The sequence below is a fragment of the Variovorax sp. KBW07 genome (genome assembly GCF_003852515.1).
Lineage (GTDB): Bacteria > Pseudomonadota > Gammaproteobacteria > Burkholderiales > Burkholderiaceae_C > Variovorax.
This window is the reverse complement of the sequence record NZ_QAJK01000019.1, coordinates 1-14,116: the sequence shown is the minus strand read 5'-3', so window position 1 is coordinate 14,116 and position 14,116 is coordinate 1. Positions and strand designations below refer to the sequence as shown.

Annotated in this window: 15 protein-coding genes; all 15 read left to right on the top strand. The window is 67.9% G+C overall.

Features of this window, described 5'->3' with window-relative positions:
* Positions 1-23 precede the first annotated feature (23 nt).
* On the top strand, positions 24-1,595 hold the full coding sequence (locus tag DBV14_RS04125; protein ID WP_124457932.1) for an ABC transporter substrate-binding protein: 1,572 nt from the start codon (positions 24-26) through the stop codon (positions 1,593-1,595).
* Positions 1,596-1,602: 7 nt separating this feature from the next.
* The gene (locus DBV14_RS04120; RefSeq protein ID WP_124457931.1) at positions 1,603-2,625 is read left to right on the top strand and encodes an ABC transporter permease; all 1,023 of its coding nucleotides are present in this window, start codon (positions 1,603-1,605) and stop codon (positions 2,623-2,625) included.
* Positions 2,622-3,518 carry a nickel transporter permease gene (gene nikC, locus DBV14_RS04115; RefSeq protein WP_221621871.1) on the top strand — a complete coding sequence of 299 codons (897 nt, stop codon included), beginning with the start codon at positions 2,622-2,624 and terminating at the stop codon, positions 3,516-3,518. Before DBV14_RS04120 ends, nikC begins: the two co-directional genes overlap by 4 nt.
* Positions 3,511-4,359: an ABC transporter ATP-binding protein gene (locus DBV14_RS04110; RefSeq protein WP_124457930.1), complete on the top strand. Its 849-nt coding sequence runs from the start codon at positions 3,511-3,513 to the stop codon at positions 4,357-4,359. Before nikC ends, DBV14_RS04110 begins: the two co-directional genes overlap by 8 nt.
* Entirely contained in the window at positions 4,349-5,161 is an 813-nt protein-coding gene (locus DBV14_RS04105) for an ABC transporter ATP-binding protein (protein ID WP_124457929.1), read from the top strand. The genes DBV14_RS04110 and DBV14_RS04105 overlap by 11 nt, the downstream gene beginning before the upstream one ends.
* Positions 5,162-5,175: 14 nt before the next feature.
* A complete protein-coding gene (locus DBV14_RS04100) occupies positions 5,176-6,879 on the top strand; it encodes a M14 family zinc carboxypeptidase (RefSeq protein WP_124457928.1) in 1,704 nt (567 codons plus the stop codon).
* Positions 6,880-6,922: 43 nt separating this feature from the next.
* A complete protein-coding gene (locus tag DBV14_RS04095; protein ID WP_124457927.1) occupies positions 6,923-7,816 on the top strand; it encodes a LysR family transcriptional regulator in 894 nt (297 codons plus the stop codon).
* A gap of 132 nt (positions 7,817-7,948) precedes the next feature.
* Positions 7,949-8,929 (top strand): tripartite tricarboxylate transporter substrate binding protein, encoded by a 981-nt coding sequence (locus DBV14_RS04090; protein WP_124457926.1) that lies wholly within the window; start codon positions 7,949-7,951, stop codon positions 8,927-8,929.
* Positions 8,926-9,912 (top strand): succinylglutamate desuccinylase/aspartoacylase family protein, encoded by a 987-nt coding sequence (locus DBV14_RS04085; protein WP_124457925.1) that lies wholly within the window; start codon positions 8,926-8,928, stop codon positions 9,910-9,912. The genes DBV14_RS04090 and DBV14_RS04085 overlap by 4 nt, the downstream gene beginning before the upstream one ends.
* 66 nt (positions 9,913-9,978) lie before the next feature.
* Complete coding sequence (locus tag DBV14_RS04080; RefSeq protein ID WP_124457924.1) at positions 9,979-10,563, top strand: DUF1439 domain-containing protein; 585 nt, start codon at positions 9,979-9,981, stop codon at positions 10,561-10,563.
* The gene (locus tag DBV14_RS04075; protein ID WP_124457923.1) at positions 10,560-11,552 is read left to right on the top strand and encodes a glycerophosphodiester phosphodiesterase; all 993 of its coding nucleotides are present in this window, start codon (positions 10,560-10,562) and stop codon (positions 11,550-11,552) included. The genes DBV14_RS04080 and DBV14_RS04075 overlap by 4 nt, the downstream gene beginning before the upstream one ends.
* Complete coding sequence (locus tag DBV14_RS04070; protein ID WP_124457922.1) at positions 11,549-11,842, top strand: hypothetical protein; 294 nt, start codon at positions 11,549-11,551, stop codon at positions 11,840-11,842. The genes DBV14_RS04075 and DBV14_RS04070 overlap by 4 nt, the downstream gene beginning before the upstream one ends.
* A 23-nt stretch (positions 11,843-11,865) precedes the next feature.
* Complete coding sequence (locus DBV14_RS04065) at positions 11,866-12,330, top strand: hypothetical protein (RefSeq protein ID WP_124457921.1); 465 nt, start codon at positions 11,866-11,868, stop codon at positions 12,328-12,330.
* Between the two features lie 197 nt (positions 12,331-12,527).
* Positions 12,528-13,925, top strand: a complete 1,398-nt coding sequence (locus DBV14_RS04060) for a TolC family protein (protein ID WP_124457967.1) — start codon at positions 12,528-12,530, stop codon at positions 13,923-13,925.
* A gap of 1 nt (position 13,926) precedes the next feature.
* Positions 13,927-14,116, top strand: a 190-nt coding sequence (locus DBV14_RS33585) for a hypothetical protein (RefSeq protein WP_221621869.1), incomplete at its 3' end; no start/stop codon positions are given.

Here is a 14,116-nt window from a genome sequence, read left to right as displayed (position 1 = left end):
CCGCCCTCAACCAGGAGTGAACCTTGAGTCCTCGAATCTGTATCGCCGTGATCGGCGCTCTTTTCTCGCTGTCCGCATTGGCGGCCACGCCCAAGGACACCTTGGTGGTGGCCAAGAACATCGATGACATCGTCAGTCTCGATCCCGCGGAGGCCTTCGAATTTTCCGGCGGCGAAGTGGTGGCGAACATCTACGAGCCGCTGGTGCGCTACGACCCCAAGGACCCGACCCGGCTGAAGCCGGCCCTGGCCGCCACCTGGAAGCCCGCGGCCGATGGAAAGAGCATCGAGTTCTCGCTGCGCAAGAACGCGGTGTTCGAGAGCGGCAACCCGGTGCGCCCGGAGGACGTGCTGTTCTCGTACCGGCGCGTGCTGCGGCTGAACAAGGCGCCGGCGTCCATCCTGAGCCAGCTGGGGTGGACCCCCGACAACATCGAGCAGATGGTGCGCAAGACCTCGGCCGGCACGCTGGTGCTCGGCTGGTCCGGCGAATTCGGTCCCGCCTATGTGCTGAACGTGCTGGCGGCCCGGCCCGGCGCCATCGTCGACGAAAAGCTCGTGCTGCAGAACGAAAAGGCCGGCGACCTGGGCAACCAGTGGCTGACCCGCAATTCCGCCGGCAGCGGCCCCTACAAGCTGAAGCTCTACAAGCCCAAGGAAGTGCTGTTGCTGGAGGCGAACAAGCAAGCCGCCAACCCGCCGAAGACCGGCAACGTGCTGATCAAGAGCGTCACCGAGCCTGCAACGCAGCGCCTGTTGATCGAGTCCGGCGACGCGGACATCGTGCGCGATCTCGGCTCCGACCAGATCGACGCACTGAAGGCCCGCCCCGACATCCGTCTCGAAGACTTCCCCGCGGCCGCGGTGCACTTCATCGCGCTCAACCTCAAGAACGAGAAGCTGCGCAACCCCGCGATCTGGGACGCGATGCGCTACCTGGTCGACTACGACGGCATCTCCGGGCAATTGCTCAAGGGGCAGATGCGCACGCACCAGGCCTTCCTGCCGGTCGGCTTCGCGGGTGCGTTGACCACGACGCCCTACAAGCTCGATGCGGAACGCGCCAAGGCCATCCTCGCCAAGGCGGGCATCAACGGCCTGGAGATCGACATGGACGTGATCAACAGCCCGCGCTTCATGGACATGGCGCAATCGATGCAGGCCAGCATGGCCAAGGCGGGCATCAAGCTCAACCTGCTGCCCGGCACCGGCAGCCAGGTGATCACGCGCTACCGTGCCCGCAAGCACGAGGCCATCCTGCTGTACTGGGGACCTGATTTCTTCGATCCGCATTCCAACGCCAAGTCGTTCGCCTACAACGTGGACAACAGCGACGGTGCCTACCAGAGCACCACGACCTGGCGCAATTCATGGCTCGTTCCCGAGTTGTCGGCCAAGACCCTGGCGGCGCTGAAGGAAGCCGATCCGGCCAAGCGGGCCACCGCCTATCAGAACCTGCAAAAGGAAGTGCAGGCAAGGTCGCCGTTCGTCATCGCGTTCCAGGAGCAGAACCGCGTGGCGCTGCGCAGCAACGTCAAGGGCTACGTGCAAGGCTCGGTGGCCGACCTGGTCCAGTACGACGGCGTCACCAAGTAAGACGCCCATGCGCAAGTACGCCGCACCAGCCGCACTGCTGCGGTCGCTTCTTTCCTTCGCCCTGATGCTGCTGGTTCTGCTGCTGGTCACCTTCCTGATCGGCAAGGCGGCACCCATCGATCCCGTGCTCCAGGTCGTTGGCGACCGCGCATCGCCCGAGGCCTACCAGCAGGCCCGGCGCGACCTGGGCCTGGACCGACCTGTCTACGAGCAGTTCGCCCGCTATGTGGCGAATGCGGCGCGCGGCGACCTGGGTCGCTCGACGTCGACGGGCCGCTCGGTGCTGGAAGACCTGCGCCAGTACTTCCCCGCCACGCTCGAACTGGCAACCCTCGGCATCGCGCTGGGCGTGCTGTTCGGGGTGCCGCTGGGCATGCTGGCGGCGCATCAGCACAACCGGTGGATCGACCAGCTGTTGCGCCTGGTCGGGTTGCTGGGCTACTCGGTGCCGGTGTTCTGGCTCGGGCTGGTCGGGCTGCTGGTGTTCTACGCCAGGCTGGGCTGGGTCGGCGGCCCCGGGCGGCTCGACGACGTCTACCAGTACACGGTCGACAGCTGGAGCAACCTGGTGCTGGTCGACACCCTGCGTGCCGGCAACATGGAGGCATTCCGCAACGGACTGTCGCACCTGCTGCTACCGGCCGCATTGCTGGGCTACTTCTCGCTGGCCTACATCTCGCGCATGACGCGGGCCTTCTTTCTCGAAGAGCTGAACAAGGAATACGTGCTGACGGCGCGGGTCAAGGGCGCTTCGGAGCTGCAGGTGCTGGTGCGCCACGTGCTGCCGAACGTGGCGGCGCCGCTGCTCACGGTGATCGCGCTGTCGTACGCCGTGCTGCTCGAAGGCGCGGTGCTCACCGAGACGGTGTTCTCCTGGCCCGGCATCGGCCTGTATGTCACCAACGCGCTGTTCAGCGCCGACGTGTCGGCCGTGCTGGGCGGCACCTTGCTGGTGGGCCTGTGCTTCGTTGTTCTCAACACCGCGACCGACGTGTTCGGTTATCTGATGGACCCGAGGGCCAGGACATGATGCTTCGACAGGATTGGTGGCTGAGCGAGGCCCCCGCCTCGGCGTTCCAGGCGCGCTGCGGGCGCTGGTATCGGGTGGGGCTGCGCACGGTGCGCAGCCCGGCCATGGTGTTCGGCATGGTCATCCTCGCGTTGATGGTGCTGTCGGCGGTGTTCGCGCCCTGGCTGGCACCGTTCGACCCCAACGCGCAGGACATCACGCAGCGGCTGCTGCCTCCGGGCACGGCGCACTGGCTGGGCACCGACCAGCTCGGCCGCGACCTGCTGAGCCGCGTCATCTACGGCACGCGGCCCACGCTGCTGATCGTGTCGCTGGTGGCGGTGCTGTCGGCACCGGTGGGGTTGTTGCTGGGCATGTGCGCGGGCTACTTCGGCGGCTGGATCGAAGCCGTGCTGATGCGCATCACCGACATCTTCATGGCCTTTCCGCGCCTGGTGCTGGCACTGGCGCTGGTGGCCGTGCTCGGGCCGGGCATCGTGAACGCGGTGATCGCCATCGCCATCACCGCATGGCCGCCCTACGCACGCATCGCCCGGACCGAAACGCGCACCGTCAAGGGCAGCGACTTCATCCAGGCCGCCAGGGTGCAGGGGCTGCCCACTTCGCGCATTCTCTTTGGCCACCTGCTGCCGATCTGCCTGCCATCGACGGTGATACGCGTCACGCTGGACATGGCCGGCATCATCCTCACGGCCGCCGGCCTGGGCTTTCTCGGCCTGGGTGCGCAGCCACCCATGTCCGAATGGGGCGCGATGATTGCCACCGGCCGCCAGTACATCTTCGACCAGTGGTGGGTGGCCGCGGTGCCCGGCGTGGCGATCCTGCTCGGCAGCCTGGCCTTCAACCTCGTGGGCGATGGCTTGCGCGACGTACTGGACCCGAAAAATGGCTGAGCTGCTGATCGAAGACCTGACCGTCACGTACCCGACGGCCACGGGCCCGGTGGATGTCGTGAGGTCGCTGTCGCTGCAGATGGGCGCCGAGCGCATCGGCATCGTGGGCGAATCCGGCTCGGGAAAATCGATGACCGCGCGCGCCGTTCTGGGCCTGGTGCGCTCCCCGGGGCAGGCCCGCGCGGCGCGCATGACCTACGACGGCATCGACCTGACGCGGCAAGATGCCGCCGGATGGCGCGGCATTCGCGGGCGCCGCATCGGCATGGTGCTGCAAGACCCGAAGTTCTCGCTGAATCCGGTGCTGCGCATCGGCAAGCAGATTGCCGAGGCCGGCCTGCTGCACGGCGTGTTCAAGTCCGGCCAGGCGCGCACCCGGGTGCTCGAGATGCTGGAGACCGTCGGCGTGGACCAGCCCGGGCGCGTGTACGACGCGTACCCGCATCAGCTCTCGGGCGGCATCGGCCAGCGCGTGATGATCGCCGCGATGATGATCGCCGAACCCGGCCTGCTGATTGCCGACGAGCCCACGTCGGCGCTCGACGTGATGGTGCGCGGCCAGGTGCTGGAGATGATGGACCGCGAGATTCGCAAGCGCGGCATGGGCCTGCTGATGATCAGCCACGACCTGAAGATGGTGGCGCATTTCTGTGACCGCGTGCTGGTCATGTACCGCGGCCAGGTGCTTGAGTCCTGTGCGGCCAAGGACCTGTTCCAGTCGCAGCACCCCTACACCCGCGGCCTGCTCAACTGCCTGCCCACGGGCGAGCATCCCGGGCAGGCCTTGCCCACCATCGACCGCAAGCTCATCCAGGAAGCGACGGCGCAACATGCCCGATAAAGCCAGCGCCACCAGCCCGCGCGAAACCGCCATCCATTGCGCGGGGCTGGATGTTTTCTACGGGCAGGGTGCCACGCGCCATCACGCCGTGAAGCAGGCGTCGTTCGACGTCGCCAAGGGCGAATCCTTCGGCATCGTTGGCGGCTCGGGCAGCGGCAAGTCCACCATCCTGCGCGTGCTGGCGGGACTGGATGGCGACTGGCAGGGCGAGGTCTCCGTGCTTGGCCATCGGCGCGCGACCGGTAGCGCTCCGCAGCGCGACTACCGCCTGAAGGTCCAGATGATCTTTCAGGACCCCTTCGGCTCGCTGCATCCCCGGCACACCATCGACCGCTGCCTGAGCGAAGCCATGCGTTGCCACGGCTTCGACCGGATCGAGCAGCGCGTGGTGTCTGCCCTCGACCGGGTCGGGCTGGGCAAGAGCTTCCGCTTCAGGTTCCCGCACCAGCTCAGCGGCGGCCAGCGCCAGCGCGTGGCCATTGCACGGGCGCTGGTGCTGGAGCCGGAGGTGCTGCTGCTCGACGAGCCGACCTCGGCGCTGGACGCATCGATCCAGGCGGAAGTGCTGAACCTGCTTCAGGAGGTGCGGCGCGACCTCGGAACCACCTTTCTCTTCGTGAGCCACGACCTCGGCGTGATCGCCCACATGTGCGACCGTGTCGCGGTCATGCGCCAGGGCGAAGTCGTCGAGACCCTTCCGGCAAGCCGCATCACCGCCGGCGAAGTGGCGCACCCGTACACGCGCGAGCTGCTGGCGAACTGCTACGCCGCGCAACCTGTCGAATTTGTGCAAGCTGTTTGAACGGAGCCCTTCCCATGACTGCAGAGCAAGACACCCGCTACCTCACGCCGTACGAAGCGGGCAACCGCAACCAGACCACCACCTGGGCCGAATGCATCGCTTTCTACGAGCGGCTGGCCGAGCACTTTCCCTCGGTGCTGCGGTGGACGCAGATCGGCACGTCGGACAACGGCATTCCGATGCACGCGGGCGTGGTCACGGCCGGCGGCCAGTTCGACCGCGAGACGCTGAAACGGCAAGGGCGGCCGGTGTTCTTCAACAACAACGGCATTCACCCCGGGGAGCCCGAAGGCATCGACACCTGCATGGCGCTGGTGCGCGATTTCTGCACCCAGCCTGCACGCCTGGCGGCACTGGGCGACACGGTCTTCCTGTTCATTCCGGTCTACAACGTGGACGGCTGCCTGAACCGCCAGAACACTTCGCGCGTGAACCAGCAGGGCCCCGAGTCTTTCGGCTTTCGCGGCAACGGGCGACACCTGGACCTGAACCGCGACTTCATCAAGTGTGACAGCCTGGCCGCGCAGGTGTTCAGCCGTTTCTTCACCGCGTGGGACCCGGACGTGATGGTCGACACCCACACGTCGAACGGCGCCGACTACGCCTGCACCATGACGCTGATTCCGACCCAGCCCGACAAGCTGGGAGGTGGGCTCGGGCATTTCCTGCGCGACAGCATGCTGCCGGCAATCTACAGCGGCATGGACCAACACGGCTGGCCTACCTGCCCGTATGTGAACTGCGTGGCCGAAACGCCGGACGACGGCATCGCCGATTTTCTGGACACGCCGCGCTTTTCCACCGGCTACGCGGCCTTGCACCACACCATCGGCTTCATGCCCGAGACCCACATGCTGAAGCCCTACGCCGACCGTGTGTCGGCGATGCGGTCGCTGGTCGAAGTGGTGCTGGGGTTCACCGTCGCGCATGCGGCGCGGATTCAGAACCTGCGTCGCCAGGCGAAGGCCGGGGCCGCGCGGCAAGCCAACTGGCCGCTCTCATGGCGAGAGGACCACAGCCGGCCGGCCAGCCTGCGATTCAAGGGGTACGAGGCGGTGCGCACGCCCAGCGCCCTGGGCAACTACCAGCGGCTGGCCTACGACCGCAGCCGGCCGTGGGAAAAAGACATTCCGTACTTCAACCGCTATGTCGAAGACGCCGCGGCTGTTGCGCCGAAGGCCTACCTCATTCCGCAGGCCTGGCGCGAGGTGATCGAGCGGCTGCAGTGGAACGGCGTGGCGTTGCGGCGGCTGGAAGAAGACCAGGTCTTTCATTCGGCCCGGGTGTACGGCATCCAGAGCGTGGTGCCGCGAGCCGGGCCTTACGAGGGCCACATGTTCCATGACGAGGTGGTGCTGGTCGAGCGAACCGAGACCGTGCAGGCGCGCGCCGGCGATGTGTGGGTGTCGCTCGACCAGGACAAGGCCCGCTACCTCGTCGAGACGCTCGAGCCCGCGGCCCAAGACAGCTTCTTTCGCTGGGGTTTCTTCAACAGCGTGCTAGAGAAGAAGGAAAACTTCTCGGACTACGTCTTCGAAGACACCGCGCACCGGATGCTGGAGGAAGAGCCGGCGTTGAAGGCCGGATTCGCGCAATGGAAGAAGGCGAATCCCGACAAGCTCTCGGACCCCAGGGAGGTTCTGGGCTACATCTTTGCGCACGGCAAACGCCACGCGGAGGCTGGATGGCGGCGCTATCCGGTGGCAGGCCTGAACTAGCGCAAGCAGCAGCAACGGCCAACGACACCACGCACCACGCACCATGCAACTCAAATGGATGGAAGACTTCATCGCGCTGGCGCAGACGCGCAGTTTCACGCGCGCGGCCGAGCTTCGGCATGTCACGCATCCGGCGTTCGGGCGGCGCATCCGCGCGCTCGAATCGTGGGCCGGCACGGCGTTGATCGAGCGGGGCAGCTCGCCCGTGGTGCTGACGGCGGCGGGCGAAAGCTTCCTGGACAATGCCGGCCAGGTGGTTCGCAGCGTCGAGGGCTCGCGCGAAGAGGTGCACAACGTGGCCGGCCGGCAGGCCCGCACGGTGACGGTGGTCACGGGCCGCACGCTGGCACGCACCGTGATGGCCGACTGGCTGGTGCGGCTGCAGCCCGTGCTGCAACAGGGCGAGGTGCGCGTGCTGACCGGCGCGCTGGCCGAAACGGTGCGCATGCTGGAGCACAACGAGGTCGATTTCTCGCTCATCTTTCACCATGCCGCGCTCACCTTCCGGCTCGACGGGCGGCAGTTCTCCCATGTGACGGTGGCGTCCGACAAGCTGGTGCCGGTGTCGCGCGCCGACGCGCAGGGCCGCGCGATGCACAGCCTCGACGGTACGGGCGAAGTGCCTTTTCTTTCGTACGTCCGCACGCTCGCCATGGGGCGCATGGTCGAAGACCTGCTGGCCAACAACCCGCATGCGCCGCGCCTGAAGCGCCGCATCGAATGCGACTCGGCCGATGCGCTCTACGAATACGTGCTCAGGGGGCTGGGCGTGGCGTGGCTGCCCTGGTCGATGGTGCAGGGCGACTGCAAGACCGGCCGGCTCGTGCCGGTGGGCGGGCGGCGCATGGAGGTGCGCTTCGAGGTCCGGTTGTACCGGCCGAAGCGCCGGCTGAGCCCGCTGGCCGAAGACGTGTGGCGGGCGATGACGCCGCGCTGACGTTGCTCTACCCCCAGATCGGCCTTTTCTTCGATCCGCAACCCAATCGGCACCACTTCGTGCCAGTACGGCACCGCGCAAGAGCGGCCGGCTCCGCAAAATCGCCCGGATTACTACAACTCCGAGGCAACGATGCGTCTCCCCCGCCGTTTTTCTTCCTGTATCGCCATTGCCCTGTGCGGCCTTGCGTGGGCCGCGTCCGGCCCGGCCAGCGCCCAGGCCTATCCCTCGAAGCCGATCACGCTGGTGGTGGCCTACCCGCCGGGCGGTTCGACCGACCTGACCGGGCGCGCGCTCGGCGTCGAGCTGTCCCATCGCCTCGGCGTGCCGGTGATCATCGAGAACGTGGGTGGCGCCGGTGGTGCCATCGGCGCACAGAAGGTCGCCAACGCGGCGCCTGACGGCTACACGCTGCTCGCCGGCGCCAGCAACGAACTGGCCATCAGCAGGCTGGTCAACGCCAACGTGAAGTACGAGGCAAAAGATTTCACCCCCATCGGCCTGATCGCCTCACAGCCGCTGGTGCTGGTGGCGGCCCCGGCGGCCGGCGTGAAGAACACCGGCGAATTTCTCGCGCTGCTGAAAAAGAACCCCGGCAAGTACAGCTACGGCAGTTCCGGCGTGGGCACCTCGCTGCACCTGGCCGGCGAAATGCTCAAGCAGCAGGGCGGCATCTTCATGACGCACGTGCCCTACCGCGGCGTGGCGCCGCTCACCAACGACCTGCTGGGCGGCAACATCGACTTCGGCGTGTTCGTGCTGTCGAGCGCGCTGCCCTACATCCGCAGCGGCAAGATGGTGGCGCTGGGCACCACCGAAGCCAGGCGCTCGGCCATCACGCCCGACCTGCCCGCGCTCAGCGAAAGCCCGAGCCTGAAGGGGCTGGACATCGGCGTGTGGTTCGCGCTGATGGGGCCGGCCAAGCTGCCCGAGCCGGTGCTGGCCAGGCTGAAGACGGCGCTGAACGAAACCCTGCGCTCGCCCGACTTCCGCAAGAAGATGGAGGCCACCAGCTCGGTCGTCCCGACTTCGAACGTGGACATCGACAAGTTCATGGTCACCGAAACCGCCAAGTACAAGACCATCGTGCAATTCGCCAACATCAAGGAATGAGCGTGTCCGTGTCTGCATCTGCCTTGTTTCAACTCCCCGCCCCCGACCTTTCCGCCTGGCGCGCCGGCAACACCGGCGTCGAAGGCGTCTGGCAATTCGAAGCCGCGGTGCCCGGCCGGCACGTGATGATCAGCGCGCTGGTGCACGGCAACGAAGTGTGCGGCGCCTGGGCGCTCAAGGGCCTGCTGGAAGCCGGGGTTCGCCCGCAGCGCGGCACGCTCACGCTGGCGTTCTGCAACCTCGAAGCCTTCGACCGCTTCGACGCGGCCGACCACGATGCCTCGCGCTTCACCGATGAAGACCTGAACCGCCAATGGGTGCCCGAGCGCCTGGCAAGCGGCACCACGCGGGAGCGGCGCCGCGCCGCCGCGCTGGAGCCCTTCGTGGCGCAGGCCGACTGGCTGCTCGACCTGCATTCGATGCACGAGCCCTCGGCGCCGCTCACACTCACCGGCATCCAGCCGCGCAACCTGCGGCTGGCGCAGGCGATGCGCAGCCCGGAACACGTGGTCATCGACGCGGGCCACAAGGACGGCGTGCGCATGCGCGATTTCGGCCGCTTCGGCGCGCCCGATGCCAATGAACAAAGCGACGCCCTGGCCCTGCTGGTCGAATGCGGTTTTCATGGCGATCCGGCCAGCCGCACCGTGGCGCAGGACCAGTGTGCGCGCTTCCTGCGCGCGGCCGGCGCGCTGGACGATGCCGCCATCGCCCAGCAGTTGCCCGGCTGGCTGCAGCCCGATGCGCCGCGCCAATGGGCGCTGGACGTGACCGACCCGGTGGTGGCGCGCAGCGAAGACTTCCGTTTTGCACAGCCCTTCACCGGCCTGGAAGTGATCGCCCGCGCGGGCACCGTGATCGGCTGGAACGACGGCGAACCCGTCGTCACGCCGTACGACGACTGCGTGCTCGTGATGCCCTCGACCCGCCAGGCCAAGCCGGGCGTGACGGTGGTGCGCTACGCCCGCCGCCGGCCGCTCTGAAGCAAGCACGGGAGAAGCACGGGAGGCTGGCGGGAACCTTTGCGGCTGTGGCAAGCTCGGCACGGTATGAACCTCCGCACCCCGTCTCCCACCACCTCCCGCCGTCGGTTGCTGCGCGCGCTGCTGGGCGCCACGGCTCTCCAGGCGCCGTTCGCGGCGCTGGCCGGCTTCAACTTCTTCACCAACGAATACACCGCCACCCGCGACGAGCTGCAGTCGCAGATCGCCAAGCGCTTTCCGGTGGCCGAGCGTTATGCCGAGATCTTCATGGTCGGGCTGCGCGACCCGCTGCTGGCGCTGGACGCGCAAGCCAACCGCGCGGCCATCACCGCCACGCTGACCATTGCGAGCCCGCTGCTGGCGTCGTCGCCGGTGCAGGGCATCGTGTCGGTGAGCAGCGCGCTGCGCTACGACGCCGCCACGCGGGCATTGCGGCTCGACCAGCCCAAGGCCGAAAAGCTCGAGCTGCAGGGCGTGGAGGGCCGCGACGCACAGCGGCTGCAGAAGGTCGGCGCCGTGGTCGCGCAAGAGCTGCTGCAAGGGCAGGTGCTGCGCAGCTTCACCGCCGATGAACTCACGGTCGGCCGCAAGACCTACGAAATTGGCGACATCACCGTGCTGGACAGCGGGATCAAGGTCCAACTCAAATGAAACACCTCCTGTTTGCCGTTGCCCTGGTGGCCGGTGGCTGCGCGGCCATCGCGCCCACCACGAAGTTGCACTTCGACCTCCAAGCCCACCGTGGCGGACGCGGCCTGGCGCCCGAGAACACGCTGGCCGCGTTTTCGAATGCCATCGACCTGGGCGTGACCACGCTGGAGCTCGACATCGGGCTCTCGGCCGACGGCGTGGTCGTGATCTCGCACGACACCTCGCTCAACCCCGACCACACGCGCAACGCCAGCGGTGCCTGGCTGGCGCCGAAGAGCGGCGCGGCCGTCCGCTCGCTCACGCTGGCGCAGTTGCAGAGCTACGACGTGGGCCGCCTGAACCCCGCGAGCGACTACGGCAAGCAGTTCGCGCTGCAGCAGCCGCGCGACGGCGAGCGCATTCCGACGCTGGCCGCGCTGTTCGCGCAGGTGCAGGCGCGCGGCGCCAATGCGGCGACGGTGCGCTTCAACATCGAAACCAAGATCGATCCGAACAAGCCCGCCGAAACGGCGGCGCCCGAACCCATGGTGCGCGCGCTGCTGGCCGAGATCGACAAGGCGAAGATGGCCGACCGCGTGACCATCCAGAGCTTCGACTGGCGCACGCTGGCGCTGGTCGGCCAGCTCGCGCCGCAACTGCCGCGCGCCTACCTGAGCACCGCCCGCACGCTGAAAGACAGCCGCTGGACCGCCGGCCTCGACGCCGCCAGCTTTGCCTCGGTGCCGAAGCTGGTGAAGGCGGCGGCGGGCAACACGCCCGGCCCGCTGATCTGGTCGCCCGCCTACGCCGACCTGACGCCCGCCGTCATCAAGGAAGCCCAGGGCCTGGGCATGAAGGTGCTGCCCTGGACCGTGAACCAGCGCGCCGACATGCTGCGGCTGATGGACTGGGGCGCGGACGGCCTCATTACCGATTACCCCGACGTGCTGCGCGACCTGATGCGGGAGCGCGGCCTGTCGCTGCCGCCACCGGGAAAGGCTGCGCAATGAGCAACACCAACGCGATGCAGCAACTCGACGCCGTCGCCGCCCGCCTGGGCGCCTTGCGCAACGGCGGCGGCACCGGCCGATCGGTCACCGTGCTGTCCGACGAGGCCCGCGCCAGCACCGAGCTGCTCGCCGCCCTGCCCCCTCGCTACGGCGAGGTTTTGCTGAACCTGCTCGACCGGCTCGAATCGAGCGCGCTCTTCAGCGAAGAAAGCTGCTCCTTCAGCCAGAAGGACCTGCTCGACAACCTGCAGGTGTGGGCCGACAAGGCCCGCGGCCAGCTGGTGTCTTAGGCCACCGGTTTATCATCCGCCCCATGCGCACCCTGTTGCTCGCCTTGATGATCGCCCTGCTGCCCATTCGCGGCTGGCTCGGCGACGCCATGGCGGTCGAAATGGTGAAGCACTCGCTGCCCGCGGTGGCGGTGGCAACTGCCGAGCCGGCCGCTTCCGCCCTCACGATGGCCACGGAAGCGCATTGCCATGAAGCCATGGAAGTGGCCGGCAGCGGCGCGATGGACCACACGGGCATGGCCGGCCATGCCGACCACGCCAGCGCCGCCTCGCACGATGGCGGCAGCGGTGACGGCGACGACCACGGCGGCACCGGCCACCAGGGCTGCGGCACCTGCACCGCCTGCCAGGTCTGCCACACGGTGGCCGTCGGCGGCATGCCTCTTGTCGATACCGTGCACGGCGCGCCCCAGGCTGCGCCGGCTGCACATGCGGCCCGCTTCGCCAGCGCGGAGCCCGCCCAGGGCCTGAAGCCGCCCATTTCCTGATCTCCCTGCCCGTAGTCCGTCCGCAGTGAGCCTTTGCAGGCTCGCGGCGTCCGTCGAATTGCTCATGGAGATCGAGCGTGAACCCCTTTGTTGTGCGCCGGCAGACTGCCGGCATCCCCCGCCATGTGACGCCACATGGCGACCCGCGGCCGCCCAGCGGACGCAAGCCCCGCTTTCATTCATTCCTTAAAAGCGCGGTGGCGCTGGCCGGCGCGCTGACGCTGGCCGGCTGCGCCAGCCTCTCCTCCGATGGTGGCAGCGCCGACGTGCAGTCGCTGGTCGACGGCAACCCGCTCATGGCGGGCGCCGCGGCCCAGCGCAAGCCCGACGAGGCCTCGCAGAAGAGCGTCGATGCGCTGCTCGCCAAGCCGCTGGGCGCCGAATCCGCCGTGCGCATCGCGCTGGTCAACGGCCCGCGCGTGCAGGACGCCTTTGCCACGCTGCAACTGAGCGACGCGGACCGCGTGCAGGCCTCGAGCCTGCCGAACCCGGTGCTGTCTTTCAGCCGCCTGGCGCAGGGCAGCGAACGCGAGTTCGAGCGGATGCTGAGCTTCAACGTGGTGGGCCTCGTCACGCTGCCGTGGCAGGCCCGCTGGACTGGCCAGCGCCACGAGGCCGCCAAGCTGCAGGCCGCGCAAAGCGTGCTGCTGCTGGCCGCCGACACACGCCGCGCCTGGGTGCGCGCGGTGGCTGCGCAGCAGAGCGTGGCCTACCTGCGAGACGCGAAGGACGCCGCCGAAGCCGGTGCCGAGCTGGCACACCGGATGGCCAAGGTCGGCAACTGGAGCGCATTGCAACGCACGCGCGAACAGCTGCTGCTGGCCGATGCGTCGGCACAGCTGGCGCGGGCCGAACAAGCCGCCGTCGCCAGCCGCGAGCAGCTCACGCGCCTGCTGGGCCTGAGCGGCACGCGCACCGCCTACACCCTGCCCGACCGGCTGCCGCCGCTGCCGAAGGCCGCCCCCGAGCTGGGCGACGTGCAGGCGTTGGCGCTGCGCGACAGGCTCGACGTGCGTTCGGCCCAGGCGCAGAACACGGCGGTGGCCGGCTCGCTCGGCCTGACGCACGCCACGAGCGTGATCAACGCGATGGAACTGGGCGTGGTGCGCAACACCACGTTCGAGAACGACGCCGACCGCTCGAAATCGAGGCAGCGCGGCTTCGAGCTAGACCTGCCGATTCCGATCTTCGACTGGGGCCAGGCCCGCAACGGCCGCGCCGAGGCCCAGTACATGCAATCGGCCGCGCGGGTGCGCGACGTGGGGGTGCTGGCCGCAAGCGAGGCGCGCGAAGCCTGGCAAGGCTGGAACACGGCCTACGCGATCGCCCGCCGTTACCGCGACGAGGTGTTGCCGCTGCGCAAGCAGGTGAACGAAGAGATGGTGCTGCGCTACAACGGGATGCTCGCGAGCGTGTGGGAGCTTCTCGGTGAAACGCGCGCAAGCATGCTGGTGGTGAGCGCCGGCATCGAGGCGCAGCGCGACTTCTGGCTGGCGGACACCGATCTGCAGCTGGTGCTGACCGGCACTTCGCCGGGTGGCATGACGGCGCTGCAGACCGCTGCGGCTGCTGAACCTGCTGCGGGAGGGCATTGAGATGACGCATTGCCTTGTTGTTTGCCGCGTTGTGTTTGGTTCGAAGACTGCTGTTGTTCAGGGCGACGCCCACGCCGACGGTGTGCTCTGCTCCGCGAATGTCCCCCGCTTCGCTCCTCCTTTATTTCGCTGCGCAGAGCACACCATCCGCGTGAGCGTCATCAGAGTGGTCGTTGATCAGCGGTACACCA